Below are 26130 nucleotides of genomic sequence, written 5' to 3'. Positions count from 1 at the left end.
GGGATACAGTAGAGGGATAGCGGTTAGATGAGCGACCTTGCGAGAGAAATTACACCGGTTAACATCGAGGAAGAGCTGAAGAGCTCCTATCTGGACTATGCGATGTCGGTCATTGTTGGCCGTGCGCTTCCGGATGTCCGAGATGGCCTGAAACCGGTTCACCGTCGCGTACTTTACGCCATGAACGTATTGGGCAATGACTGGAATAAAGCCTACAAAAAATCTGCCCGTGTCGTTGGTGACGTAATCGGTAAGTACCATCCCCATGGTGATTCCGCAGTGTACGACACCATTGTCCGTATGGCGCAGCCGTTCTCGCTGCGTTACATGCTGGTCGATGGTCAGGGGAACTTCGGTTCCATCGATGGCGACTCCGCGGCGGCGATGCGTTATACGGAAATCCGCCTGGCGAAGATTGCCCATGAATTGATGGCCGATCTGGAAAAAGAGACGGTTGATTACGTCGATAACTACGACGGCACCGAAAAAATTCCTGATGTGATGCCTACCAAGATCCCGAACCTGCTGGTGAACGGTTCTTCGGGTATTGCCGTCGGTATGGCAACCAACATTCCGCCACATAACCTGACGGAAGTGATCAATGGTTGCCTGGCTTACATCGATAACGAAGACATCAGCATTGAAGAGCTGATGGTGCATATTCCGGGGCCGGATTTCCCGACCGCGGCGATCATTAACGGTCGCCGTGGCATCGAAGAAGCCTATCGTACCGGTCGCGGCAAGATCTACATTCGCGCGCGCGCGGAAGTGGAAACCGACGCGAAAAGCGGCCGCGAAACTATCATCGTGCATGAAATTCCGTATCAGGTTAACAAAGCGCGCCTGATCGAGAAAATTGCCGAGCTGGTGAAAGATAAACGCGTTGAAGGCATCAGCGCGCTGCGTGACGAGTCCGATAAAGACGGTATGCGCATCGTTATCGAAATCAAACGTGACGCCGTGGGTGAAGTGGTGCTGAACAACCTCTACTCCCAGACGCAATTGCAGGTTTCCTTCGGTATCAACATGGTGGCGTTGCACCATGGTCAACCGAAGATCATGGCGCTGAAAGAAATTCTGGCCGCGTTTGTGCGCCACCGCCGTGAAGTCGTGACGCGTCGTACCATTTTCGAACTGCGTAAAGCTCGTGACCGTGCGCATATCCTTGAAGCGCTGGCCGTGGCGCTGGCGAACATCGATCCGATCATTGAACTGATCCGCCGCGCGCCGACGCCTGCTGAAGCAAAAGCGGGCCTGATCGCGCAGCCGTGGGATCTGGGCAATGTCTCTGCCATGCTGGAACGTGCGGGCGATGACGCGGCGCGTCCGGAGTGGCTGGAGCCGGAGTTCGGTATTCGCGATGGTAAATACTATCTGACCGAACAGCAGGCACAGGCGATTCTGGATCTGCGTTTGCAGAAACTGACCGGCCTTGAGCATGAAAAACTGCTCGACGAATATAAAGAGCTGCTGGAACAGATTGCCGAGCTGCTGCATATCCTTGGCAGCGCTGAACGCCTGATGGAAGTGATCCGCGAAGAGCTTGAGCTGGTTCGCGAACAGTTTGGCGACGAGCGTCGCACCGAAATTACCGCTAACACTGCTGATATCAACATCGAAGATCTGATCAATCAGGAAGATGTTGTGGTCACGTTGTCGCACCAGGGCTATGTGAAGTATCAGCCGCTGACCGACTACGAAGCCCAGCGTCGTGGTGGTAAAGGTAAATCGGCTGCGCGAATTAAAGAAGAAGACTTTATTGACCGCCTGCTGGTGGCCAACACCCATGACACCATCCTCTGCTTCTCCAGCCGTGGACGTCTGTACTGGATGAAGGTCTATCAGTTGCCGGAAGCGAGCCGTGGCGCGCGTGGTCGCCCGATCGTCAACCTGCTGCCGCTGGAGCCGAACGAGCGTATTACCGCCATCCTGCCGGTGCGTGAATACGAAGAGGGCGTGAACGTCTTTATGGCGACCGCCAGCGGTACCGTGAAGAAAACCGCGCTTACCGAATTCAGCCGTCCGCGTTCTGCCGGTATCATTGCCGTCAATCTGAACGAAGGCGATGAGTTGATTGGTGTCGATCTGACGTCAGGTAGCGACGAAGTGATGCTCTTCTCTGCGGCGGGCAAAGTGGTGCGCTTTAAAGAAGGTGCTGTGCGTGCAATGGGTCGTACTGCGACCGGTGTTCGTGGCATCAAACTTGCGGAAAAAGACAGCGTTGTCTCGCTGATCGTACCGCGTGGCGAAGGCGCAATCCTGACGGTAACGCAGAACGGTTATGGTAAACGTACGGCGGAAACCGAGTACCCGACCAAATCGCGCGGTACTCAGGGCGTTATCTCCATCAAAGTCACCGAGCGTAATGGCGCAGTGGTCGGCGCGGTGCAGGTTGATGATTGCGACCAGATCATGATGATCACCGATGCCGGTACGCTGGTGCGTACACGCGTCTCGGAAATCAGCGTGGTAGGGCGTAACACCCAGGGCGTTATTCTGATCCGCACCACGGAAGATGAAAACGTAGTGGGTCTGCAGCGTGTTGCTGAGCCGGTAGATGATGAAGAGTTAGACTCCATCGACGGTAGCGTAGCGGAAGGCGATGATGATATCGCGCCGGAAGTTGACACCGATACCGACGACGACGCGGCGGACGACGACGCCGAGTAATGCGTTATAAGGGCCGGTTTCCGGCCCTTTTTCATTGCCATTGCGGCCTTTGCGATTTATCGCTACCTTAATCACACTCTTTTTTAACTTCCTTGTGGCGGAGTTTCCCCAGGTTGAAATACCTCGTCTCGTTTCGCAGTACCCTGAAAGTCTCCCGCTATCTGTTCAGGGCGCTGGCGCTATTGCTTTGGCTGTTGATTGCCTTTTTTTCTGTCTTTTATATTGTTAACGCCTTGCATGACAAAGAGTCGGAAATTCGCCAGGAATTTAACCTCAGTTCCGATCAGGCGCAGCGTTACATCCAGCGCACGTCTGACGTGATGAAAGAGCTGAAGTACATCGCTGAAAACCGTCTGACGGCAGAAAACGGTATTCTGACCTCGCGCAACCGCGACGACAAAACCGAAGTCCCGACATTTTTACCGCTGTTCCCGGATTCTGACTGCTCCGCCATGGGCAGCTCCTGGCGCGGCTCGCTGGAGTCGCTGGCGTGGTTTATGCGCTACTGGCGCGACAATTTCTCCGCCGCTTACGATCTCAACCGTGTGTTTTTGATCGGCAGCGACAATCTCTGTATGGCCGACTTCGGCCTGCGCGATCTTCCCGTTGAACGCGACGACACGCTGAAAAGCCTGCATGAGCGCATCGTTAAATACCGTAACGCCCCGCAGGATGAGCGCAGCAACAACGTCTACTGGATGAGCCAGGGGCCGCGTCCGGGGATCGGTTACTTCTATGCGCTGACGCCGGTTTACCTCGGCAACCGCCTGCAAGCGCTGCTGGGAACGGAACAGTCCATTCGCATGGAGAACTTTTTCACGCCGGGTAGCCTGCCGATGGGCGTGACCATTCTGGATGACAACGGCCATGCGCTGATCTCCCTTACCGGCCAGGATAGCGGCATTGTTGTCGATCCGCGCTGGATGCAGGAACGTTCATGGTTTGGTTATACCTCGGGTTTTCGCGAACTGATCCTGAAAAAGAGCCTGCCACCGTCATCGCTGAGCGTGGTTTACTCCGTACCGGTCGATATGGTGCTGGAACGCATTCGCATGCTGATCCTCAACGCCGTATTGCTGAATGTGCTGGTTGGTGTGGCGCTGTTTACGCTTGCGCGCATGTACGAGCGGCGGATTTTTATTCCGGCGGAAAATGATGCCCAGCGACTGGAAGAGCATGAGCAGTTCAACCGCAAAATCGTCGCCTCCGCGCCGGTGGGGATCTGCATTTTACGTACTCAGGACGGGACGAACATCCTGAGTAACGAGCTGGCGCACAACTATCTGAACATGCTGACGCATGAAGACAGGCAGCGGCTTACGCAAATTATCTGTGGTCAGCAGGTCAATTTCGTTGATGTGCTGACCAGCAATAATACCAATCTGCAAATTAGCTTTGTTCATTCACGTTATCGCAATGAAAACGTGGCGATTTGCGTGCTGGTGGATGTTTCCGCCCGCGTGAAAATGGAAGAGTCGTTGCAGGAGATGGCGCAAGCGGCGGAGCAGGCGAGCCAGTCGAAATCGATGTTCCTTGCGACAGTCAGCCATGAGTTGCGCACGCCGCTGTACGGTATTATCGGTAACCTCGATCTGCTGCAAACGAAAGAGCTGCCGAAAGGGGTCGACAGGCTGGTCACCGCGATGAACAACTCATCGAGTCTGTTGCTGAAAATTATCAGCGATATTCTCGATTTCTCGAAAATTGAATCGGAACAGTTGAAAATCGAGCCGCGCGAGTTTTCCCCGCGCGAAGTGATGAGCCATATCACCGCCAACTATTTACCGCTGGTAGTGCGCAAACAGCTGGGGCTGTACTGCTTTATTGAACCAGATGTGCCGATGGCGCTGAATGGCGATCCGATGCGTTTACAGCAGGTGATTTCCAACCTGCTCAGCAACGCGATTAAGTTTACTGATATCGGTTGTATCGTGCTGCATGTGCATCGCGATGCGGATTATCTCAGCATTCGCGTACGTGATACCGGCGTGGGAATTCCGGGTAAAGAAGTGGTGCGTCTGTTCGATCCCTTCTTCCAGGTGGGAACCGGCGTACAGCGTAACTTCCAGGGCACCGGGCTGGGGCTGGCGATTTGTGAAAAATTGATCAGCATGATGGATGGCGATATTTCCGTTGATACCGAGCCGGGCATGGGGAGCCAGTTCACCATCCGTATCCCGCTTTACAGCGCGGTCGCACCGGTTCGCGCCGATGTCGACGGCCTGGCGGATACGTGCTGCTGGCTGGCGGTGCGTAATGCCTGGCTGTCGGGTTATCTGCAGACATTACTGCAATGGAACGGTATTCAGGTTAAGCAGTACGACGGACGCGCGCTGGGCAACCAGGATACGTTAATCACCGATGATGAACTCTCCTCGTCGTGGACCGGACGCGCGGCCATTATTTTCTGCCGTCGCCATATCGGTATTCCCGTCGAGCGAGCCCCGGGCGAATGGTTGCACAGCGTGGCGTCGCCACACGACCTGCTGACGCTGCTTGGGCGCATTTACCGCGTGCAGGTTATCGAGCCGCAGGCGAGCAATGCGCTTCCTGCCGAGACGCGGGAAGCGGTGCGTAACGATGACATGATGATCCTGGTAGTAGATGATCATCCGATTAACCGTCGCCTGCTGGCCGATCAGCTGGGATCGCTGGGATATCAGTGTAAAACGGCCAATGATGGCGTGGATGCGCTGAATGTTCTGAGCAAAAACCCTATCGATATTGTGCTCAGCGATGTCAACATGCCGAATATGGACGGTTACCGCCTGACACAGCGTATTCGTCAGTTAGGGCTGACGCTGCCGGTGATTGGTGTGACGGCTAACGCGCTGGCAGAAGAGAAGCAACGCTGTCTGGAATCGGGTATGGACAGCTGCCTGTCGAAGCCGGTAACGCTGGATATTCTCAAGCAAACGCTGGCAGCGTATGCCGCGCGGGTACGTAACAGCCGGGTATAAAAAAGAACCCCGGCGGGTGCCGGGGTTGTGGGATTACTCTTTTTCTGTCTGCGTCAGGGTGACGGAGGAGAGATAGTTCAGCAGTGCGATATCGTTATCGACACCCAGTTTCATCATTGCTGATTTTTTCTGGCTACTGATGGTTTTGATACTGCGGTTCAGCTTCTTGGCGATTTCCGTTACCAGGAAACCTTCGGCGAACAGGCGCAGCACTTCACTCTCTTTCGGTGACAGGCGTTTGTCGCCGTAACCGCCAGCGCTGATTTTTTCCAGCAGGCGCGAAACGCTTTCCGGCGTGAATTTCTTCCCTTTTTGCAGTGCCGCCAGCGCTTTTGGCAGGTCTGTCGGCGCGCCTTGTTTCAGCACGATACCTTCAATATCCAGATCCAGCACTGCGCTCAGGATGGCCGGGTTATTGTTCATGGTAAGCACAATAATCGACAGCGTCGGGAAGTGACGTTTAATGTATTTGATAAGCGTGATGCCATCGCCGTATTTATCGCCCGGCATTGACAGGTCGGTTATCAATACGTTTGCCTCAAGTTTCGGCAGGTTGTTAATCAGCGCTGTAGAGTCTTCAAATTCACCGACAACGTTTACCCATTCGATTTGTTCGAGTGACTTGCGAATACCGAACAGTACAATCGGATGGTCATCGGCAATAATTACGTTCATATTGTTCATGTATTAGGCTACCTTGCTACAGCAAGCTCTTGACGTAAGCGTCAATGTCGCTGATGTAATTTTCTATGCCTGGAACATCGCTCTCGCGAATTAATTGCTCCAGCGTTTCGCACAACTGCTTACCAGGTACCAGATTAAGCATGGCAAACACGCCTTTCAGGCGGTGTGCCGTCTGCGCCAGCGCCGCGAAATCGCGCAACGCCGACTCAGTATACAACCTCTTAACATCATCGGGTACTGTGTCAACAAACAGCGCGTAATAGCCGCTGGCGTGGAGCTCGGCGTTTTCGTCACCCCCCAAAGGCGACTCCGGTACATCCTCCTGCGCCAGTTGCTCTTCAATGAGTTGCAATATTGCTCCCTGCATTGCATTGCTCATATTAAAGTTCACGCGCAATTGGCCTGGGCCAATTTTCCGCACGCCTGCCTCATCATCGCTTAAAAGCAAGCCTGAGGCAGTAAGATTAGACGGATTATCTGTCAAAAAGAGATCATATTCTTGACTTGATAACCGCTCATCCGGGGAAATACAGCTTGCCCCCCAGTTTTCCAGCTGGCGAACCACAATATTACGGATTTCGTTAGAGGTAATATCAATCATCGCCACCACGTCATCGAGTAATTTTTCTTCGCTCTCAGCCTGTTGCGGACGAGCCGCCATTTTCACATGCAGCGAGTAGCGGGTGCCCAGATCCTCACGCGCTTTAATATTCAGATGCCCGCCAAGCTTACGCGCCAGCTGATCGCACAGCCAGAAGGTGAGGGCGTTCGCTTTTCCGTACTGGTCACCCTGCGTATCGTTAAGGAACGGGAAATGCAGATTATCGATTTCACTGGCGTTCACACCCACGCCGGTATCGAGAATCCGGAAGGTCAGGCGGTCTTCCGCCGATTCGTCCACATTCACTTCAAGCGTGATTTTGCCCATCTGCGTGGTCGTGACCGCGTACTGGATGAGCAGCAACAGGATCCGACGCAGTGCGTCGCGGTCGCCGTGACGCTCTTCATTGGCCGGAAGCGGGTTATTAATTAAGAGTTGCAGACCCTTACGTTTGATAACCGGCAGGACTTCCGGCACCACTTCATCAATCAAATCCTGAATTGAGAACAGTGTAGACGAGCCTTTCCAGCTGTCGCTCTCCAGCATATGTGCCAGCTGGATTTCATCGACCAGTTGTACCAGTCTGTCGGCGTGATCCGCGACAAGATTGCCCTCCTGGCTCTGCAACGCTGCGGCTTCGCTGGCCAGCGATTTCACCGGCTGTTTCAGCGACTCGGCAAGATTACTCATAAAGCTGGCGCGGCCCTGCTGGTTTTTCTCATACAGCCGTTGCGCCTGCTTGAGCTTTTTATTAACCAGCACTTCTCTGTCCTGGTCGCGAATAATAAAGATCTGCGTACGCGAAGCGACCTGGCTGCGGAACTGACGAATTTCGTACAGTTCGTTATTAATGGTGGCCTGAATCACGCCCTGATGCTGATCGGCCATGGCCGTAATATTTTGCAGATTCAGGTGCGGTAATAAGTGATCGGCGATTTTATTGCTCAGGACGGTGCGGTTCGCTTCCTGATCGTGAACCAACAGCCCCAGCGGCAACAGTGAAACGATCTCTTCATTAAAAGCACGCAGCACACGCAGTTCGTTACTTGCACCAGGCGTTGCCAGACCGTCGGCTTTACGCCCTGGCATCTGACGAAAAGTGGTGTAACCGAACAATGCCAGTGCCAGCAGGCCAATATTAAGCAGTAACGGCAGAAGAATATTTTGCAGCGTATCCAGCAGCAGTGTCCCGAATGGCACCTGCCAGACCAGACGCAGCCCGGTGCCGTTCAACGCCGAGGAGATCTCAATGCGCGAACTGTTAAAATTGACGGCAACGCTGTCGGTTGTTTCTTTATCCTGCCCGCGAGTGTTGGACTGCGTGGTATCCGGATCGAGACGGAAGCTATCCAGCGTCATGCCGGGTGGGATCAGATCATTAATCGGCAAATCGAATGCGACTACTGTGGCCAGATGACCCGGCTGGTTGAATGTTGTACGCAGCGTGAAGTAATGGCCGTTTTGCCAGGCCAGATGGCGCAGAGATGAAAAGCTTTCGCGTTCATCAAGGGCATTCGCCTGCTGCAGCATTTCTGCGCGGCGGGAATCGACAATGTTACTGATCGTGGTGTCTTTGAAACCGGAAGAAAGATCCTTTAGCGGCAACGTCGACACCAGGATCATGCTGTTATCCTGGCCGTTGAGGTAGTACATCGACCATGGCACGGTTTCCGCGCCCCAGAGCGTATCGAGGTACGTTGAGATCCGCTGCGTCATCTCCAGCGTAGAACTGTCATGGGAACCAAAAATCAACGCTTCTGTTTTACGCCGTGGTTTTTCCAGGTAGTAAACATCTTGCTTTAAGCGCGTTTCTTGCAGACCTTCACCAGACGTAGCGGCAGGCGCCGCAGCAATGTTGTCGTAGATTTGCCAGGTAGCGTAGCGCCAGGTATCGATACGCTTGTGAATAGCGTGGGTGATATCAACTATCTGATAGCTTTTATCTTTTAACCAGGCGTTGACCGCACTTTGGATCATCACCCCCATTGTCACCAACAGGACGATAATCAACAAAAGAAAGTAACGGGTGATGTTGCCCGGTATCAGGGAAAATTTGCCAGGGATCATTGTGTCCGATCGACTCATTCTTGTGTGGAACCCGTTATGACAACACTGCTGTAAATACTCAGCGCTCGCTGAGACAATGTTGCTGCCATGCCGTAATAACCGCCTGTAACATGCGGCGAACGTATAGATGTTGTGTTGCAGAGCAGTGTACAGCAGGCAGTATATCGGTTAATGAGTGAATTTCCAGACTCTCTTTCCCGTTTCAGTCTCGAAAACATGGGGATAGGCATATTGACTAAACGCAGTGGCAAATATGTACAGCCAGGAAAAATTGTACATATATTTACCGTTTGGTTGCAAAAAGAACGCGATAAATAACAAACCATTAATTTCGTGAATGCGTCAATGAGAAATATCTGGCATGGTAATTGATTAATTAATAGTCGTTACAAATCGTTATTATATCTAAATAATTATTCAAGTTGCGTAAGGAAAGGTAAAAAAAAACCGAATGCGCCGCATCCGGTTATAAGAGGGGTAAACAGACATTCAGATTCGAATGACGGTAATAAATAAAGTTAATGATGATAGCGTCAGTTATTTTAGTTGCGATTGAAGATTATGGTTTTGCATTCAGTGCTATGATTTGTGTTTTGCTTATTATTTTGTTTTTAAATGATTTTTTATTTGTTTTTGATTATTTGTGCGCATTTGTTTAGCTATTTGTGCGAAAAAAAGTTCCATCAAATTTACAAAATGAAACATCTATCATTATGTATGAAACATCTTCAAAGTTTTCGTATCATATTCTCGTTGGATTATTTTTCTATTTTAAGCACAATGATTTTGCCAGCTGATTAGAGGGTTAATCGGCAAGCAGTGGCAATAAAAATGCATATAACAGAGGGTTAATAAAATGAAAGTTAAAGTTCTGTCCCTCCTGGTACCGGCTCTGCTGGTAGCAGGCGCAGCAAATGCGGCTGAAGTTTACAACAAAGATGGCAACAAATTAGATCTGTACGGCAAAGTAGACGGTCTGCACTATTTCTCTGACGACAACGGTTCTGATGGTGATAAGAGCTATGTCCGTTTTGGCTTCAAAGGCGAAACGCAGGTTAACGATCAGGTAACCGGCTACGGCCAGTGGGAATACAACGTTCAGGCGAACAGCGAAGAAGGTGCAAGCGATCAGGCATGGACTCGTCTGGCCTTCGCCGGTATCCGCGTTGCTGATGCAGGTTCTTTCGACTACGGTCGTAACTACGGCGTTATTTACGATGTTACCTCCTGGACCGACGTTTTGCCTGAATTCGGTGGCGATACCTACGGTGCCGATAACTTCATGCAGTCCCGTGCTAACGGCGTAGCAACCTACCGTAACACCGACTTCTTCGGTCTGGTTGATGGTCTGAATTTTGCTCTGCAATACCAGGGTAAAAACGGTAGCGTGAGTGGTGAGAACACCAACGGCCGCAGCTTGCTGAACCAGAACGGCGACGGCTATGGTGCGTCTCTGACTTACGATCTGGGCGCAGGCTTCAGCGTGGGCGGTGCGATGTCCTCTTCCAAACGTACTGCTGACCAGAACGCTGCTAACCCTAATCTTTACGGTGAAGGCGATCACGCAGAAGTGTACAGCGGCGGCCTGAAATACGACGCTAACAACATTTACCTGGCGGCACAGTACTCTCAGACCTATAACGCAACCCGCTTTGGTACTTCCAATGGTTCTTCCCCATCAGCTGTATACGGTTTTGCCAACAAAGCGCAGAACTTCGAGGTGGTTGCCCAATACCAGTTTGACTTCGGTCTGCGTCCGTCTATCGCTTACCTGCAATCTAAAGGTAAGGACGTCAGCAACAACACCGGTACGGTTAACTTCGGTGACCAGGATATCCTGAAATACATTGATGTTGGCGCGACTTACTACTTCAACAAAAACATGTCCACCTATGTTGATTACAAAATCAACCTGCTGGACGACAATGACTTCACCAAAGCCGCTGGCATTGCCACCGACAACGTTGTTGCTCTGGGCCTGGTTTACCAGTTCTAAGTTAACAACCGTGATTATTAAGGGGCCGAAAGGCCCCTTTTTTTATGTCCCGCATCGGCCAAAGCTTGCGTTTTAGTGTAGGCTTGCCGCGGGTTAACAAATAACGAGAGACAGAGATGATTTTTCTTCGTGCCGGGGTTGTCGCGGCGTTGTTGTTACTGTCCGGTTGCGACACCGGTAGCAAGGCACAGCCCACTGTGCTGGAAGGCAAAACCATGGGCACTTTCTGGCGCGTGAGCGTGGTGGATATTAGCCCGCAACAGGCGCAAAGCCTGCAACAAAAAATTCAGACACAGCTGGATGCTGATGATCATCTGATGTCGACCTGGAAGGACGACTCCGCGCTGATGCGCTTTAACCATTCGACCAGCACGGCACCGTGGCCGGTCAGCGCCGCGATGGCGGATATCGTTACTACCTCGCTGCGTGTCGGTGAGAAAACCGAAGGCGCGATGGATATCACCGTCGGGCCGCTGGTTAATTTATGGGGATTTGGCCCGGATAAACAGCCGGTAAAAACACCGGGTCAGGCACAAATTGATGCGGCGAAAGCGCGTACCGGTTTAGCGCATTTAACCGTGATCAACCGCGCCGGAGAGCAATTCCTGCAAAAAGATTTGCCGGATCTGTTTGTTGACCTTTCGACGGTAGGCGAGGGATACGCGGCGGATCACCTGGCAAGGTTAATGGAGCAGGAAGGGATCGCGCGTTATCTGGTTTCTGTTGGTGGCGCATTAGCCAGCCGGGGCATGAACGCGCAAGGCCAGCCGTGGCGCGTGGCGATCCAGAAACCGACCGATCGTGAGAATGTTGCCCAGGCGGTTGTCGATATTAACGGTCATGGCATCAGCACTTCCGGCAGCTACCGTAATTATTATGAGCTGGACGGCAAACGCATTTCTCACATCATCGATCCGCGTAGCGGGCGGCCAATCCAGCATGCGCTGGTGTCGGTCACGGTTATCGCGCCCACCGCGCTGGAAGCGGACGCCTGGGACACCGGTTTAATGGTGCTCGGCACCGAACAGGCAAAAGAGGTGGTGACGCGGGAAGGGCTGGCGGTATTTATGATTATCAAAGACGGCGACGGTTTCCGCACCTGGATGTCACCGCAGTTTTCCGCATTTCTGCTCAGCGAAAAAAATTAAACCGCAAGATTGCGGGTGTCTGGAGCTGCGTATACGGGCACAGTGAGGCTAAGCTTACATGAGGAGCCTGACATGAACGACACCACATTATTAGATGAACAGCGCTGGCAAGCGGTGCTGGCCCGTAACGCGCAGGCCGATGGTCAGTTTGTTTTTGCCGTGCTGACCACCGGCATTTTTTGCCGTCCCTCTTGTACGGCGCGCCACGCCTTGCGTCAGAATGTCCGTTTTTATCCCGATGCGCCGAGCGCGCAGGACGCTGGTTTTCGCCCCTGCAAGCGCTGCCAGCCGGATAAAACCCACCCGCAGCAACAGCGGCTGGATAAAGTGACCAAAGCCTGCCGCTTACTGGAGCAGGATACGCCCATCACGCTGGAGCAGCTGGCCGCTGAAGTGGCGCTTAGCCCTTATCATTTTCACCGTTTATTTAAATCCGTTACCGGCATGACGCCAAAAGCCTGGCAACTGGCTTTTCGCGCTCGCCGCTTACGCAATACTCTTGCGGTGAGCGAAACCGTTACCGACGCTGTGCTTGCAGCGGGCTTTCCGGATAGCAGCAGTTATTACCGCAAGGCCGATGCATCGCTGGGGATGACGGCACAGCAGTTCCGTCGCGGCGGCGATGCTGCCGGCGTCTGGTATACCTTCAGCGATTGCGCACTGGGCCGCTGCCTGGTGGCGGAGAGTGAGCGTGGAATTTGCGCCATTTTACTGGCCGACAGTGACGAGCAGCTTCTTGCCCAGTTGCAGGCGATCTTCCCGCGCGCTCAGCGTGCGCAAGCGAATACCGCGTTCAGCTCGCGGGTGGCGCAGGTCATTAAGCGGCTCGACAACGCCGATGCCCCCTTTACGCTGCCGCTGGATCTTCGCGGCACCGCGTTCCAGTTACAGGTATGGCAAGCACTGCGCGAGATCCCCACCGGTGAGACGGTAAGTTACCAGGAACTGGCGAAAAAGCTGGGTAAACCAAACGCGGTACGAGCAGTTGCCAGCGCCTGCGGTGCGAACAAACTGGCGATTGTCATCCCTTGCCATCGCGTGGTGCGCAGCGATGGCGCGCTGTCCGGTTATCGCTGGGGGATGGCGCGCAAAACTCAGTTGCTCCAGCGAGAACGTAACAAAGAGGAGACGTAATGCTCGATCTGTTTTCCGGAGAACAACCCTGGCAGGAGCCGCTGGCATCGGGCGCTGTCGTGCTGCGGCGCCTTGCCTTAGCACCAGCCGACCAACTGTTACGCGGTATCGCACAAGTGGTCAGTCAGTCGCCGCTGCGTCATATGGTCACCCCTGGCGGTTATACCATGTCAGTGGCGATGACCAACTGTGGCAAACTCGGCTGGACCACCGATCATCGTGGTTACCTCTACGCGCCGGTCGATCCGCTAACTCAACAGCCGTGGCCGCCGATGCCTGCGGCTTTTTCTGCGTTGTGCCAGCAGGCGAGCGAGGCGGCTGGTTACCCGGATTTTCATCCGGATGCCTGCCTTATCAACCGTTATGTGCCGGGGGCGAAATTGTCGCTGCATCAGGATAAGGACGAACCCGACCTGCGTGCGCCGATTGTATCTGTGTCGCTCGGTTTACCGGCCATTTTCCAGTTTGGCGGCCTCAAACGTAGCGATCCGCTGCAACGGCTGATGCTTGAACACGGCGATGTGGTCGTATGGGGCGGCGAGTCGCGGCTCTTTTACCACGGCATTGCGCCGCTGAAAGGCGGCTATCATCCGGCGACCGGTGAGTGCCGCTACAACCTGACGTTTCGCCAGGCAGGCAATGGCGAATAAAAATAAGAATTATTCTTGATGTAGCCCGGTAGCCGTTTAAACTGCTGGCTGATTTTGTTGACCGGGTTTTGTTATGGAACTTCTCCTTCTTGTCTGGCGTCAGTATCGCTGGCCTTTTGTCGGTGTGCTCGCGCTTACCCTCGTGAGTGCCGCGTTTGGTATCGGCCTGATTGCTTTTATTAACCAGCGGCTGATTGAAACCGTGGATATGTCGCTGACTGTTTTACCGGAATTCCTCGGCCTGTTGCTGTTACTGATGGCGGTGACGCTGGGGTCGCAACTGGCGCTGACTACGCTCGGTCACCATTTTGTCTACCGCCTGCGTAGTGAATTTATTAAGCGCATCCTCGACACGCCTGTGGAACGTATCGAACAACTGGGTAGCGCCTCTTTGCTGGCCGGGCTAACCAGTGACGTGCGTAATATCACCATCGCCTTTGTGCGCCTGCCGGAACTGGTGCAGGGCATTATCCTGACTGTTGGTTCCTGTATCTATCTGGCGATGCTTTCCGGCAAGATGCTGTTGATCACTGTGCTGTGGATGGCGCTGACCATCTGGGGCGGGTTCGTGCTGGTTTCCCGTGTATACAAACATATGGCGAGGCTGCGTGAAACAGAAGACAAGCTGTACAACGATTTCCAGACCGTGCTGGAAGGGCGCAAAGAGCTGAACCTCAACCGCGAACGCGCGGAACACATTTTCGAACAGATGTACCTGCCGGATGCACGTGAATATCGCCATCACATTATTCGCGCCGACACGTTCCATTTAAGCGCGGTGAACTGGTCGAACATTATGATGCTGGGGGCAATCGGCCTGGTGTTCTGGATGGCAAACAGCCTCGGCTGGGCGGATACCAATGTCGCCGCAACGTATTCCCTGACCCTGCTGTTTTTGCGCACGCCGCTGCTGTCAGCAGTGGGTGCCTTGCCCACGCTGCTCAGTGCGCAGGTGGCTTTCAAAAAGCTAAAACAGTTTGCGCTGGCCCCCTATAAAGCCGGGTTTCCCCGCCCGCAGGCTTTCCCGAACTGGCAAATGCTGGAGCTGCGCAATGTTACCTTTAAATATCAGGACAACGACTTCGCGATTGGTCCCGTCAATATTACGCTCAAGCGCGGCGAGCTGGTGTTTTTGATTGGGGGTAACGGCAGCGGTAAGTCGACGCTGGCGATGCTGTTAACCGGGCTGTATCAGCCGGTTTCCGGTGAGATCCTGCTGGATGGCAAACCGATGGCGCAGGATAAACCGGAAGATTACCGCAAACTATTCTCGGCGGTCTTTACCGACGTCTGGCTGTTTGACGACCTGCTGGGGCCGGAAGGCAGGCAGGCGGATCCGGCGCTGGTGGAAAAGTGGCTTGAGCAACTGAAAATGTCACACAAGCTGGAGCTGAACAACGGCAAGATCCTCAATCTCAAGCTGTCGAAAGGGCAGAAAAAACGCGTCGCGTTGCTGCTGGCGCTGGCGGAAGAGCGCGATATTCTGCTGCTGGATGAATGGGCGGCGGATCAGGACCCGCATTTCCGCCGCGATTTCTACCAGGTCTTACTCCCGTTAATGCAGCAAATGGGCAAAACCATTTTTGCCATCAGCCATGACGATCACTACTTCGTGCATGCCGATCGCCTGCTGGAGATGCGTAACGGCCAGCTTACCGAGTTGGTGGGTGAAGAGCGTGCGCACGCTTCCCGCGACGCAGTGGCACGCACCGCCTGACAGAGCCGCCCCTTCTGGCGAGGGGGCGTTCGCTGGTTTTTTATCCAAACGCCTGCGCTGTTTATTATTTTTTACAAAACCTGCCGCTATGCTTAAGGCTACTCTGCTCTGGCTTCGGAGCGCTTTGCCACATTCAGGGATCACCGGCCAATGTCAGTTATCAAAAAAAACAGCGTCAAACTGCGCGATGAAGAGCGTGCGCGGCTGATTTGGCTGCTCACCACCCATAAACCGCTCACCGCCGCGCTGCTTGGCGAAATCACGCTGGTCGAGCAGGTCGACAGTGCCGAGCTTGAGCACGATCTCGCCGAAGTGAAAGTGCTGGTTTCGCACCTGCCGCCACCGGATTTGGCTGACACCCTCGAAGCGCTGCCGGTGGTTGAACGTCACGCGTTATGGCGGCTCATCGATGATGATAAGCGCGGCAAAGTGCTGCTTGAAGCGTCCGAAAACGTCTGGGATGACCTGATCGATGAGATGAGCGACCGCGCGCTGCTGGATGCGCTCGAAACGCTGGATATTGATGAGCAAATCTGGCTGGTGCAGCATCTGCCGCGTAACCTCACCGGACGGCTGATGGCGACGTTGCCGCCGACAGAGCGCGCCCGCATGCGGCAGGTCATGCGTTATGGCAAAAATTGCGTCGGCGCAATTATGGCGTTTGAAGTTATCACCGTACGCTCAGAAGTCACCCTGGCGGCCGTCCAGCGCTATTTGCGACGTCTCGGTAAAATGCCGGAGAACACCGATAAACTGTTTGTTATCGGGCGTGATAACCGGCTGATGGGCGAACTTGGGCTGCAGACTATCCTGCTTAACGCCGCCGGACGGCGGGTAAGCGAGGTGATGGATGCCGATCCGGTGACCTTCTCCCCTGAAGACGAAGCGGAAAAAGTGGCGCGCACTTTTGAGCGTGATAACTTGCTCAGCGCGGCGGTAGTCGATGAAAACGGCATGCTGATGGGCCGTTTGACCATCGATGAGATCGTTGATGTGGTGTACGAAGAGACCGACAACGATATGCGCCAGATGGGGGGCTTAAGTACCGAGGAAGATGTTTTCGCGCCGGTAAGTAAAGCGGTGAAAAACCGCTGGGTATGGCTGGCAACCAACCTGTGTACCGCCTTTATCGCATCACGCGTCATTGATGGTTTTGAACACACTATCTCGCAACTGGTGGCGCTGGCGTCGCTGATGCCGATTGTCGCTGGTATCGGCGGCAATACCGGGAATCAAACCATTACCATGATTGTTCGCGCGTTAGCATTGCAGAACATTCAGCCGGGCAACTTTACCTTTCTTATACTGCGTGAAATGGGCGTGGCGCTGATTAACGGTCTGGTGTGGGGCGGGATTATGGGCGGTGTCACCTGGTGGCTGTATGACGATGCGGCGCTGGGCGGCGTGATGACGCTGGCAATGGTGCTGAACCTGCTGATGGCGGCGCTAATGGGGGTGTTAATCCCGATGGTGATGACCCGGCTGGGGCGCGACCCGGCGGTCGGCTCCAGCGTGATGATCACCGCGATTACCGATACCGGCGGTTTCTTTATTTTTCTTGGGCTGGCGACGATTTTTTTGCTGTAGACAGGCTCTTTTCCCGCAGCGCGGCTGGCGTAATCGCCAGCGTAACCAGCCCGGCAACAACGCCGATAGCCAGATTACCGGTGCTGACGGTGGCAACCACGGTGACCAGCATTACCAGCGTTTCGATAACTGGCGCTTGCGTCAGCGTCGCGGGTTGCACACTGCTCCAGTTAAAGGTTTTGAACGCGACAATCGCCATAATTCCGGCCAGTACCGCCATCGGGATTTTCGCCATCACGTCGCTTAATGCCGTTACCAGCAGTAACAGCACCAGCGCAGCAGCAAGGGTCGAGATACGCGTGCGGCCTTTGCCCATTTCCACATTGACAATGGTCTGGCCGATCATGGCGCACCCGGCAATCCCGCCGTAGAAGCCAGCCAGAATGTTCGCGATCCCAAGCCCGGTGCTTTCCCGGCTTTTATTCGATGGCGAATGTGTCAGATCGTCGACCAATTTTGCGGTCAGCAGCGACTCCATCAAGCCGACAAACGCGATGCTCAGCGCACACGGCCAGACAATGCTCAACGTATGCAGGTTCAATGGTACCAGCCATTGCGTCAGGCCAGGCAACCCGCCCTGCATTGAACCTTCATCCCCCACGGTAGGTAGCACCTGACCGCTAAAAACGGTGAACGCGGTGAACAGCGCAATCGCCACCAGCGGCGCAGGAATGCTTTTTACCCAGCGCGGGAGCCACAGCACAATCAGTATGGTCAGGGTAAACAGCGCCAGAATCAGGGGATCTTTATGCCAGAAATGCGGCACCTGAGCGCAGAAAATCAATATCCCCAGCGCATTAACAAAGCCGGTCATTACAGCGTGTGGGATAAAGCGCATCAGCCGCGACATTCCGCTCAGACCGAAAATCATCTGCATCACACCCGCGAGTAAAACTGCCGGCAGGATGTATTCCACACCGTTTTGATGAACCATCGGACCGATAACCAACGCGACTGATCCCGCCGCCGCCGTGACCATTGCCGGACGCCCGCCGAGCAAAGACATGCTAAAACAAAGCACTACTGAGGCTATCAGGCTTACTTTCGGGTCAACACCTGCGATAACCGAAAATGAGATAACTTCCGGGATGAGTGCCAGCGCGGTGATTACGCCTGCCAGAACTTCACGGGTAAAAAGCTGTGGTGAGCGCAGAAGATGGCTTACGCGCAGTACAGAATGGGTTGATTTTTCAGTCATAAAGATTCGCAGGTGGGATGCCAGAAAAGCAGTGACAAACGGTATCACTGCGTTCGGCAAAGCGGGGGATGATAGCAGATTTCCGGGCAGAGTGACCAGCAATAAGTGTTAAATATAATGCAAAAAATCAACTTATTAGTAACATTAATACAATGAATATTTAATGTTTAAACATTATTTAAATCTCACTTTTTAAGTGCTACGTTAGGGGTGCTAACTACTTTACCCTCAATAAATGCGAATAAAGCAGCACTAAAAGTAAGGCAATATCATCATGAAAAAAATGACTGCCAGGCTGTTTTCGATGGCTGTCGGGCTTAATGCTGTCTCAAAAGCAGCAAAAACGTCCGCATCGAAAGAGCAGGAAACAGATGTGCTTTTAATCGGTGGTGGGATCATGAGCGCCACGTTGGGAACCTGGTTGCAGGATCTCGAACCCACCTGGTCGATTACCATGGTGGAACGGCTGGATGCCCTGGCGGAAGAGAGCTCGAACGGCTGGAACAATGCCGGTACCGGGCATGCCGCCTTAATGGAACTGAATTACACCCCACGCAGCGCGGACGGCTCTGTCAGTATTAAAAAAGCGATTGAAATCAACGAAGCATTTCGTGTTTCTCGCCAGTTCTGGGCGCATCAGGTGAAAACCGGCGTATTGCGCGAACCGCGTTCATTTATCAATACCGTGCCGCATATGAGCCTCGTCTGGGGCGACGACAATGTGAACTTCCTGCGCGCGCGCTACAAAGCGCTGCAGCAATGTTCCCTGTTCCGCGGTATGCGCTATTCCGAAGATGCCGAACAGATCAAACAGTGGGCGCCGCTGGTGATGGAAGGGCGTGATGCCGGGCAAAAAATTGCCGCCACCCGTACCGAAATCGGCACCGATGTGAACTTTGGCGAACTGACGCGCCAGATGATTGGTTCGTTGCAGAAAAAAGAGAACTTCGCTTTGCAGCTGGGCACTGAAGTGCGCGGCCTCAAACGCAATGCCGACAATAGCTGGAATGTGACGTTGCATAACCTGCAAACTGGCGCGGAGCAGATCATCAAGGCGAAGTTTATTTTTATTGGCGCCGGTGGTGCAGCGCTGAAGCTGTTGCAGGCATCCGGTATTCCGGAAGCGGCAGACTATGCGGGCTTTCCGGTTGGCGGGCAGTTCCTCGTGGCGGAAAACCCGGCAGTGGTCAATCACCATCTGGCGAAAGTCTACGGCCAGGCCACCGTGGGCGCGCCGCCCATGTCGGTACCGCATATTGATACGCGCATTATCGATGGCAAACGCGTGCTGCTGTTTGGACCATTCGCTACGTTTTCGACGCGTTTTCTGAAAAATGGTTCTCTGTGGGATCTGCTGCGTTCGACTAACTCGTCGAACATTCTGCCGATGCTGACCGTGGGGATGACCAACTTCAGCCTGGTGAAATATCTGGTTAACCAGGTGCTGCAAAATGAGGACGACCGCTTCGATGCGCTGCGCGAGTACTATCCGCTGGCGCAGAAAGAGGACTGGCGTTTGTGGCAGGCGGGTCAGCGCGTGCAGATTATTAAGCGCGAGCCGGGCAAGGGCGGCGTGTTGCGCCTCGGAACCGAAGTCGTGAGCGATAAAGAGGGTACCATTGCCGCGCTGCTTGGCGCGTCACCGGGCGCCTCGACCGCAGCGCCAATCATGCTGGAGTTGATGGAGAAAGTGTTCGCTGAGCGCTTCGCTTCTGATGCCTGGCAGGCAAAACTGAAAGAGATCATTCCTTCTTTCGGTACCGAGCTGAATGGCAATATTGAAGCCGCAGACAAGGAACTGCGCTACACCAGCGAGATCCTCGGCCTGAAATGCGACGAGTCGCTGGTAGCAGATATCACGCCACCGGTGCAAAAACCGACAACACAGCCGCACAATGACGGCGAGCAGGTTGCGGATATCGCGCTGTAATCGTTTTTACTGCAACATAAAAACCGTGACGAATGCGTTACGGTTTTTATTACACTCCCCCGCTGATGGATTAGTGAGTTTTTGTTGGCCGCAGTATCACTATCACCAATGATGGGGGAGGGCATCTATCTCGGGCTGTTTGTTCTCTTGCGCATAGCGCAGACATAACAAAATCAACCGCAATGGATTGGTTTCTTATGGGTTTTTGGGGCGGTACGAGAGGATTAAATATATTAATACAACATTATGATTTATATAATTTCATCAAAGCTGTGAGCCTCTCCATTGACAGACTCTTTACTGGAAATCCCTTTCATATAACAGCTTTCATCACGTATACCGCATCCGGTAATTCATTTACGTTGACGTGATCTCGTTTGAATGTCTTCACGAACGGTTCTGCGACCCCGTTACTTTGCGGGCTGCGTACTGGCGTTGCTCACACTAAAAACCCCCGGTGAACTGGCGAACGTGCGTATTGCATCGGCCAGGTGTCAACTGTCCTTATCGGGCAGTTATTCAACATGATGCGGAGCCTTCAGCACGTTACCTAACTTCTTTTCCAGATTTTCAGTATCGATTAAGTGCGCGATTTAAATGGCGGCTACGGCAAAACCTTTATAATCATCGACTGCATGATAGCACCTCATTATCAGCTGCTTCACATAATTGCTACATTTACAATGACGTGCAAAGAAATTTTTAAAAAAACAGCACTTATACCTTTCACGAATGCTTTATAATTTTCAAAAAGCACTTTAAAACCTTCAAATAAACGTACTAAAACTTCAAAAAGCGTTTTAAAACCTTCAAGTAAACACACTGAAACTTCAAAAAGCGCTTTAAAACCTTCAAGTAAACGCATTAAAACTTCAAAAAGCGCTTTAAAAACTTCAAAAAGCACTTTAAAAACTTCAAAAAAAATTTAAAAGTTTCAAAAAAGCGCTTTAAATTTTTAAAGATGCTTTTGATTTTTTATTGATTAAAAGATCCTGGGGTGATGCGATATATTTCATCCTGTTCAGAAATGAACGATTTGCAAATAATTGAAGCACTATTACACAAGGGAATTAAAATGTTCAAAGCAACAGTATTAGAATCCAAAGAAAGTAAAGCAGTTGTGGGCGGAATGGTTGGCCCATACGGTGAATGTTATTTTGTTGATAACCGTCCTAACGGCGTGTATGGCTGGTTCCGTCGTGAATCAGGTAAAAATGGTTTAGAAAAACGTTGTGACGAGAAGTAATTCTCAACATTAATTAAGCAGTAAAATTAAAACAAAGGCCAGTTTCTGGCCTTTTATAATGGTCATCAGTGTGAAGATAAAACCTTTTTTTCTGACTTTATTAGTAGCTATAGTTCCTGCTGTATATGCAGTTAATAGCGTATTTCTTTCGGAAAGTGACGTTACTGAAAATACGAAGAAAGAAAGTTCTCACGTCACCTACTCTGATATCGATCGACTGATTACCACGACCGGCGTTCTAAAACCTAACGAGCAAGTTAGTGTCGGGGCGCAGGTTAATGGACGGCTCAATAAGCTGCATGTGAAGGAAGGTGATGCAGTTAAAAAAGGCCAGTTGCTGGCTGAGATCGATCCTACGCTTGCACAAAATGATGTCGATAGTGCTACATCTGAGCTGGATAATGCATTAGCGCAAAAAAAGATCACGTTACTGTCGCTTAAACAGTCTAAGAGCGATTATAACCGACAAAAGAAAATGTCACTGGATGACGCCACAACGCTGAGCGACCTCGAGACGGCGAAAACAAAATATGAAAGTGATAAAGAACAGCTAGATATAAATGAAATTCAAATAGCTCAGGCCAGAGTTAAGTTAAACACTGCTCAGGCAAACTTAGCGTACACGCGTATTACGTCGCCCATTGATGGCGTCGTCCTGGGTATATTAACCCAGGAAGGGCAGACTATTGTTTCATCACAGAGTGCGCCGACAATTCTGGTGGTGGCTAATCTGGATATCATGACTGTAAATATCAAAATATCAGAAATGGATATTTTGAAAACCAGGGTTGGTATGCCTTTATGGTTTACTGTCACGGCTTCTCCTGACACCCGTTATAAAGGGATGCTAAACAGGATACAGCAAATACCAGAAGAAATGCTTTACGATATGAAGAGCAGTTCAGGTGATTCTGCCGGGAGTAAGAAAACAGCTACCTATTACAATGGGAGTTTTGACGTAGTAAATGATAAGCATGTGTTAAAGCCAGCTATGTCGGTACAGGTTTATTTAGTTGTTGAAGAGAAAAAAAACGTTAAAGCCGTCCCGACAAACTACCTGGGTGAAATGGTTAGCAAAGATCATTATATCGTCAATGTACTTCACAATAATAAAATAGAAAAAAGACGCGTACAAACCGGGATTAAGAACGCAAAAATTACTGAGATCGTTAAAGGATTAGAAATAGGCGATATTATAATAAAGGGTGGCGACTAAATGAGCCGCACCGATGAATATATTATTTTATCAGACGTTTATAAACGATATGAGAGTGGTGGAGAAATCGTTTCTGCACTGAAAGGCGTATCGCTAACCATTAAAAAAGGCGAGTTTATCGCTATCGTCGGGCCATCAGGCTCGGGTAAAACCACGCTGATGAATACCATTGGCTGCTTAGATGATATTAGCGCTGGGCAGATGTCATTCTACGGCATTGACGTATCGGTGTTAACAGCAGACTCAGTTGCTGAGTTACGAAATAAATATATTGGTTTTGTATTCCAGAAATACAATCTTTTGCCTTACTTAACCGCGAAAGAGAATGTCGCTTTACCCGCACAATACACCTCAAAAAACTATAAAAATAGAAATGAACGTGCGGAAAAAATACTTGAGTCGGTCGGCTTAAGCGATCGCGTTGATTTTAACCCAAACCAACTTTCTGGTGGACAGCAGCAGCGCGTCAGCATTGCCAGAGCGCTAATGAATGATGCCGACATTATTCTGGCAGATGAACCGACGGGTGCTCTGGATAGTGTGACGGGTTGCCAGGTTATGGACATATTCAAGACGCTTAACCGAAAGGGCAAAACGATTATCCTTGTTACGCATGATAGCAATATTGCGTCACAGGCCGACCGAATCATACACATGAATGATGGCCGGATCGTGAAAGACGAAAGCAGCGTATCAACCAGTGACCTCCAGGCAGCATGCACCAGGGTACTTGAAAAGGATCCGCTTGGCATGATGTTTGGGATAGTCGAAGCATTCAGAACTGCATTTAGAGCACTGAACGGCCACCGGATACGAGCGTTTCTGTCAATGCTGGGTGTCATTATTGGGGTTTTTGCTGTGCTTATGTCTATTGCCATAAGTGAAGGCGCACACCATCGTGTTATGAAAGAAATGAATTTATTAGCCACCAACACCATTGAAATCAGGCCCGGCACCAGCTGGAAGTCAATGCCAGATCCCGGCAATAAGCTTCTTGAAAAAGATGATGTTGATATGCTTACCGAGCTATTACCGGAAAGTAAAATTTCACCGGTGATAACATCAACAGCGACGATAAATAGCGGTGATAGTGATATTGACGCTGCGCTTACCGGTATCAGTAAGGAGTACTTCGATGCCGATAAAGTGTTAGCTGGCCATTTGTTTGAAACTGACAATATAACCGCCAGTGATGCTGTTGCCGTTATTGACTCGAGGCTTGCAGAAACCGCATTCGGTTCCTCGAATGAAGCAGTAGGAAAATATTTGCAGATTTCCGGCTACCCATTTGAGGTGGTCGGGGTGATCAAAGATATCTCGACGGCATCGGAAAAGACGACATTAAAAGCCTGGATACCCTGGACCTCGTACATAAACCGGATTACGGGTCTGATACCTTTTGAAGCCATCCAGGTTCGGGCCAAAGATCCGACTCAGGTTGAGCTTATAAGAGAGAAAATAGAGCAAGCACTCACGTTTTCACACGGTAAAAAGGACTTCTTTACGGTCACGAATGAGTCCGTGGCAGAAATGATCGAGAATGTTTCTACCTCAATGAAACTGCTCACGGTAGCTATTTCAACCATCTCGCTGTTGGTTGGTGGGGTGGGCGTTATGAACATTATGTTTGTTTCAGTGACAGAGCGCATTCATGAAATTGGCATTCGTCTTTCTGTAGGCGCGAGTCCTGCTGATATTAAAAGGCAATTTTTAATCGAGTCTGTATTTATCTGTTTTTTAGGGGGAGCCGTCGGCGTGGCTTTAACGAGTTTAGCCAGAATTATATTCCCTCTAGTGACGAACCAATTTGACATGGTTTTGACAATAACACCGATTGTTATTGCCTGTGCGTTTTCATGTTTCATCGGCATCGTATTCGGTTACGTTCCGGCGAAGAAAGCATCATCTTATACGCCCGCTAAAGCATTAGGTTACAAATGAAGTTCAGACAAACATCATTATTTTTGCTTTGCTTATTATGCACAGGCTGCGGCAGCATGTTGAAAACTGAATATCATATGCCAGAGATAAAATTTCCAACGGCGGGGCAAAGCGAGAAAACAGGTTATAAAAATGCTGTCACCAATGAAGCATGGTGGAGTGTATTCAATGACCCCCTGTTATCATCGATCATTAATGATACGCTGAGGAATAACAACGATTTGCATGCGGCCGCGTTGAATCTGTTAAAAAGCAAGCTGGATTCAGGCGAAATAAATACGAATCTTTTTCCTGATTTTAATATGTCAGCGAGTGCAAGTAATAACCGCACTTTATTGCAAGGTACTCCTTCAACAGAGAGTTACAGCTCTTCTTTGTCAATGAGCTATGAACTTGATTTATGGGGTAAGTTAGCGAGGACGAGAGAGCAGGGTAAATGGAACATTGATGCCAGTGAACAAGATTTGCAAAACACTGTGTTGGTTATTATTGATTCAATTGCCAAAAGTTACTGGAACATTGCTAAATTCAATGAACAAATTGAGTTTTACAAACAACGGCTTGAGATCGCTAGGTCTACATATCTGGTCGTTAATGCTAAATATAAAAGCGGAGCAGGCGCGAGATCTGATGTCTTATTAGCAAAGCAAGCTATTTATTCAAGCGAGTTACAACTGCGGAATGTTATTAGCCAAAGGGAAAATGAGCGTAACGCCATGACCATTGTCTATAACAAAAACAGTATTGATCGTCCGAAAGAAAAAAAAGGACTTGGTGAATACCAGGATATCAAACTGCCGTTGTTTAAACCGGTGGACATAATATCGCTGCGCCCGGATATACGCGCCGCAGAATCCAGAATAAAAATAGCAATTACCGGTTATGATCTGGCTAAGATTAACTTCTTTCCCTCTATCTCACTGGGCGCGACGATCGGGGCGGGGAGCACCATTTTCACACAATGGTTTAGCGAGCAAACCTTATTACAATCTATCTCGACCGCTTTCCCACCGCTTCAGTGGAGAAAGTTGAGTTTTGAATTAGAAAAAGAAAAGATTGCTGTCGCGTTATCAGTTAATGACTTCAGAAAAGTCGTGCTCAATGCATTATCTGAAGTAGAGAACGCTTTAGATGCCAGAAAAAAAGCTGAATATGGTCTTGAGATGCAAAAAAAGACACTCTCAATTTCTCAGAATCTGATGCGAATAAATACAGTCAAGTACAGGTCTGGTTATATATCGCTTCAGACCTTACTGGACTCTCAGGACAATGTTCTTAACCAGAAAATTTCATACGCCGATTGTCAGTACGATTATCTAACTTCTACGATGAAGTTTTTATTATCAATCGGTGGTGGTGAATTTAACAGCAAGGTAAAAAGTTAA

The 26130-nt window shown here is 51.0% G+C and carries 17 protein-coding genes; 13 read left to right on the top strand and 4 right to left on the bottom strand.

Features of this window, described 5'->3' with window-relative positions:
* The first annotated feature begins 27 nt into the window (after positions 1–27).
* On the top strand, positions 28–2670 hold the full coding sequence (gene gyrA, locus DFO56_RS13575; protein ID WP_045514187.1) for a DNA topoisomerase (ATP-hydrolyzing) subunit A: 2643 nt from the start codon (positions 28–30) through the stop codon (positions 2668–2670).
* Positions 2671–2783: 113 nt separating this feature from the next.
* Positions 2784–5630, top strand: coding sequence for a two-component system sensor histidine kinase RcsC (gene rcsC, locus DFO56_RS13570; RefSeq protein ID WP_045514184.1), 2847 nt, complete (start codon positions 2784–2786; stop codon positions 5628–5630).
* Positions 5631–5663: 33 nt separating this feature from the next.
* Here the strand turns inward: rcsC and rcsB are convergent, their stop codons facing one another.
* Both rcsB and rcsD read right to left on the bottom strand, forming a co-directional pair.
* The gene (rcsB, locus tag DFO56_RS13565; RefSeq protein WP_017458563.1) at positions 5664–6314 is read right to left on the bottom strand and encodes a response regulator transcription factor RcsB; all 651 of its coding nucleotides are present in this window, start codon (positions 6312–6314) and stop codon (positions 5664–5666) included.
* A 16-nt stretch (positions 6315–6330) separates the two neighbouring features.
* Positions 6331–9000 (bottom strand): phosphotransferase RcsD, encoded by a 2670-nt coding sequence (gene rcsD / locus DFO56_RS13560; protein WP_082071823.1) that lies wholly within the window; start codon positions 8998–9000, stop codon positions 6331–6333.
* Positions 9001–9838: 838 nt separating this feature from the next.
* On the opposite strand from rcsD, the gene DFO56_RS13555 reads away from it, so the two are divergent.
* From DFO56_RS13555 to mgtE, 6 genes are all read left to right on the top strand, one after another.
* Positions 9839–10978 carry a porin OmpC gene (locus DFO56_RS13555; RefSeq protein WP_045514179.1) on the top strand — a complete coding sequence of 380 codons (1140 nt, stop codon included), beginning with the start codon at positions 9839–9841 and terminating at the stop codon, positions 10976–10978.
* Positions 10979–11094: 116 nt separating this feature from the next.
* Complete coding sequence (apbE, locus tag DFO56_RS13550; RefSeq protein WP_045514176.1) at positions 11095–12126, top strand: FAD:protein FMN transferase ApbE; 1032 nt, start codon at positions 11095–11097, stop codon at positions 12124–12126.
* Between the two features lie 72 nt (positions 12127–12198).
* Positions 12199–13260, top strand: a complete 1062-nt coding sequence (ada, locus tag DFO56_RS13545) for a bifunctional DNA-binding transcriptional regulator/O6-methylguanine-DNA methyltransferase Ada (protein WP_045514173.1) — start codon at positions 12199–12201, stop codon at positions 13258–13260.
* A complete protein-coding gene (gene alkB, locus DFO56_RS13540) occupies positions 13260–13910 on the top strand; it encodes a DNA oxidative demethylase AlkB (RefSeq protein WP_020454493.1) in 651 nt (216 codons plus the stop codon). The genes ada and alkB overlap by 1 nt, the downstream gene beginning before the upstream one ends.
* 73 nt (positions 13911–13983) lie before the next feature.
* Positions 13984–15627, top strand: coding sequence for a multidrug ABC transporter permease/ATP-binding protein (locus DFO56_RS13535; RefSeq protein ID WP_045514170.1), 1644 nt, complete (start codon positions 13984–13986; stop codon positions 15625–15627).
* A gap of 150 nt (positions 15628–15777) precedes the next feature.
* Complete coding sequence (gene mgtE, locus DFO56_RS13530) at positions 15778–17214, top strand: magnesium transporter (protein ID WP_045514168.1); 1437 nt, start codon at positions 15778–15780, stop codon at positions 17212–17214.
* Here the strand turns inward: mgtE and DFO56_RS13525 are convergent.
* On the bottom strand, positions 17177–18412 hold the full coding sequence (locus DFO56_RS13525) for a SulP family inorganic anion transporter (RefSeq protein WP_045514165.1): 1236 nt from the start codon (positions 18410–18412) through the stop codon (positions 17177–17179). The genes mgtE and DFO56_RS13525 overlap by 38 nt on opposite strands.
* Positions 18413–18686: 274 nt before the next feature.
* On the opposite strand from DFO56_RS13525, the gene mqo reads away from it, so the two are divergent.
* Positions 18687–20342 (top strand): malate dehydrogenase (quinone), encoded by a 1656-nt coding sequence (mqo, locus tag DFO56_RS13520; protein ID WP_045514163.1) that lies wholly within the window; start codon positions 18687–18689, stop codon positions 20340–20342.
* A gap of 661 nt (positions 20343–21003) precedes the next feature.
* Here mqo and DFO56_RS13515 read toward each other — a convergent pair.
* Complete coding sequence (locus DFO56_RS13515) at positions 21004–21246, bottom strand: hypothetical protein (RefSeq protein ID WP_045514161.1); 243 nt, start codon at positions 21244–21246, stop codon at positions 21004–21006.
* A 123-nt stretch (positions 21247–21369) separates the two neighbouring features.
* On the opposite strand from DFO56_RS13515, the gene DFO56_RS24750 reads away from it, so the two are divergent.
* From DFO56_RS24750 to DFO56_RS13500, 4 genes are read left to right on the top strand one after another with little or no spacing between them, the layout of a single operon-like run.
* On the top strand, positions 21370–21588 hold the full coding sequence (locus tag DFO56_RS24750) for a hypothetical protein (RefSeq protein WP_152641198.1): 219 nt from the start codon (positions 21370–21372) through the stop codon (positions 21586–21588).
* A 58-nt stretch (positions 21589–21646) separates the two neighbouring features.
* On the top strand, positions 21647–22804 hold the full coding sequence (locus DFO56_RS13510) for an efflux RND transporter periplasmic adaptor subunit (RefSeq protein ID WP_045514159.1): 1158 nt from the start codon (positions 21647–21649) through the stop codon (positions 22802–22804).
* Positions 22805–24745, top strand: a complete 1941-nt coding sequence (locus DFO56_RS13505; protein WP_114413877.1) for an ATP-binding cassette domain-containing protein — start codon at positions 22805–22807, stop codon at positions 24743–24745.
* The gene (locus DFO56_RS13500; protein ID WP_045514498.1) at positions 24742–26130 is read left to right on the top strand and encodes an efflux transporter outer membrane subunit; all 1389 of its coding nucleotides are present in this window, start codon (positions 24742–24744) and stop codon (positions 26128–26130) included. Before DFO56_RS13505 ends, DFO56_RS13500 begins: the two co-directional genes overlap by 4 nt.

It is taken from the genome of Kosakonia sp. AG348, assembly GCF_003337365.1.
Lineage (GTDB): Bacteria > Pseudomonadota > Gammaproteobacteria > Enterobacterales > Enterobacteriaceae > Kosakonia.
Note: the sequence above shows the minus strand (reverse complement) of the source record. Positions and strands in the feature narration are given on the sequence as shown.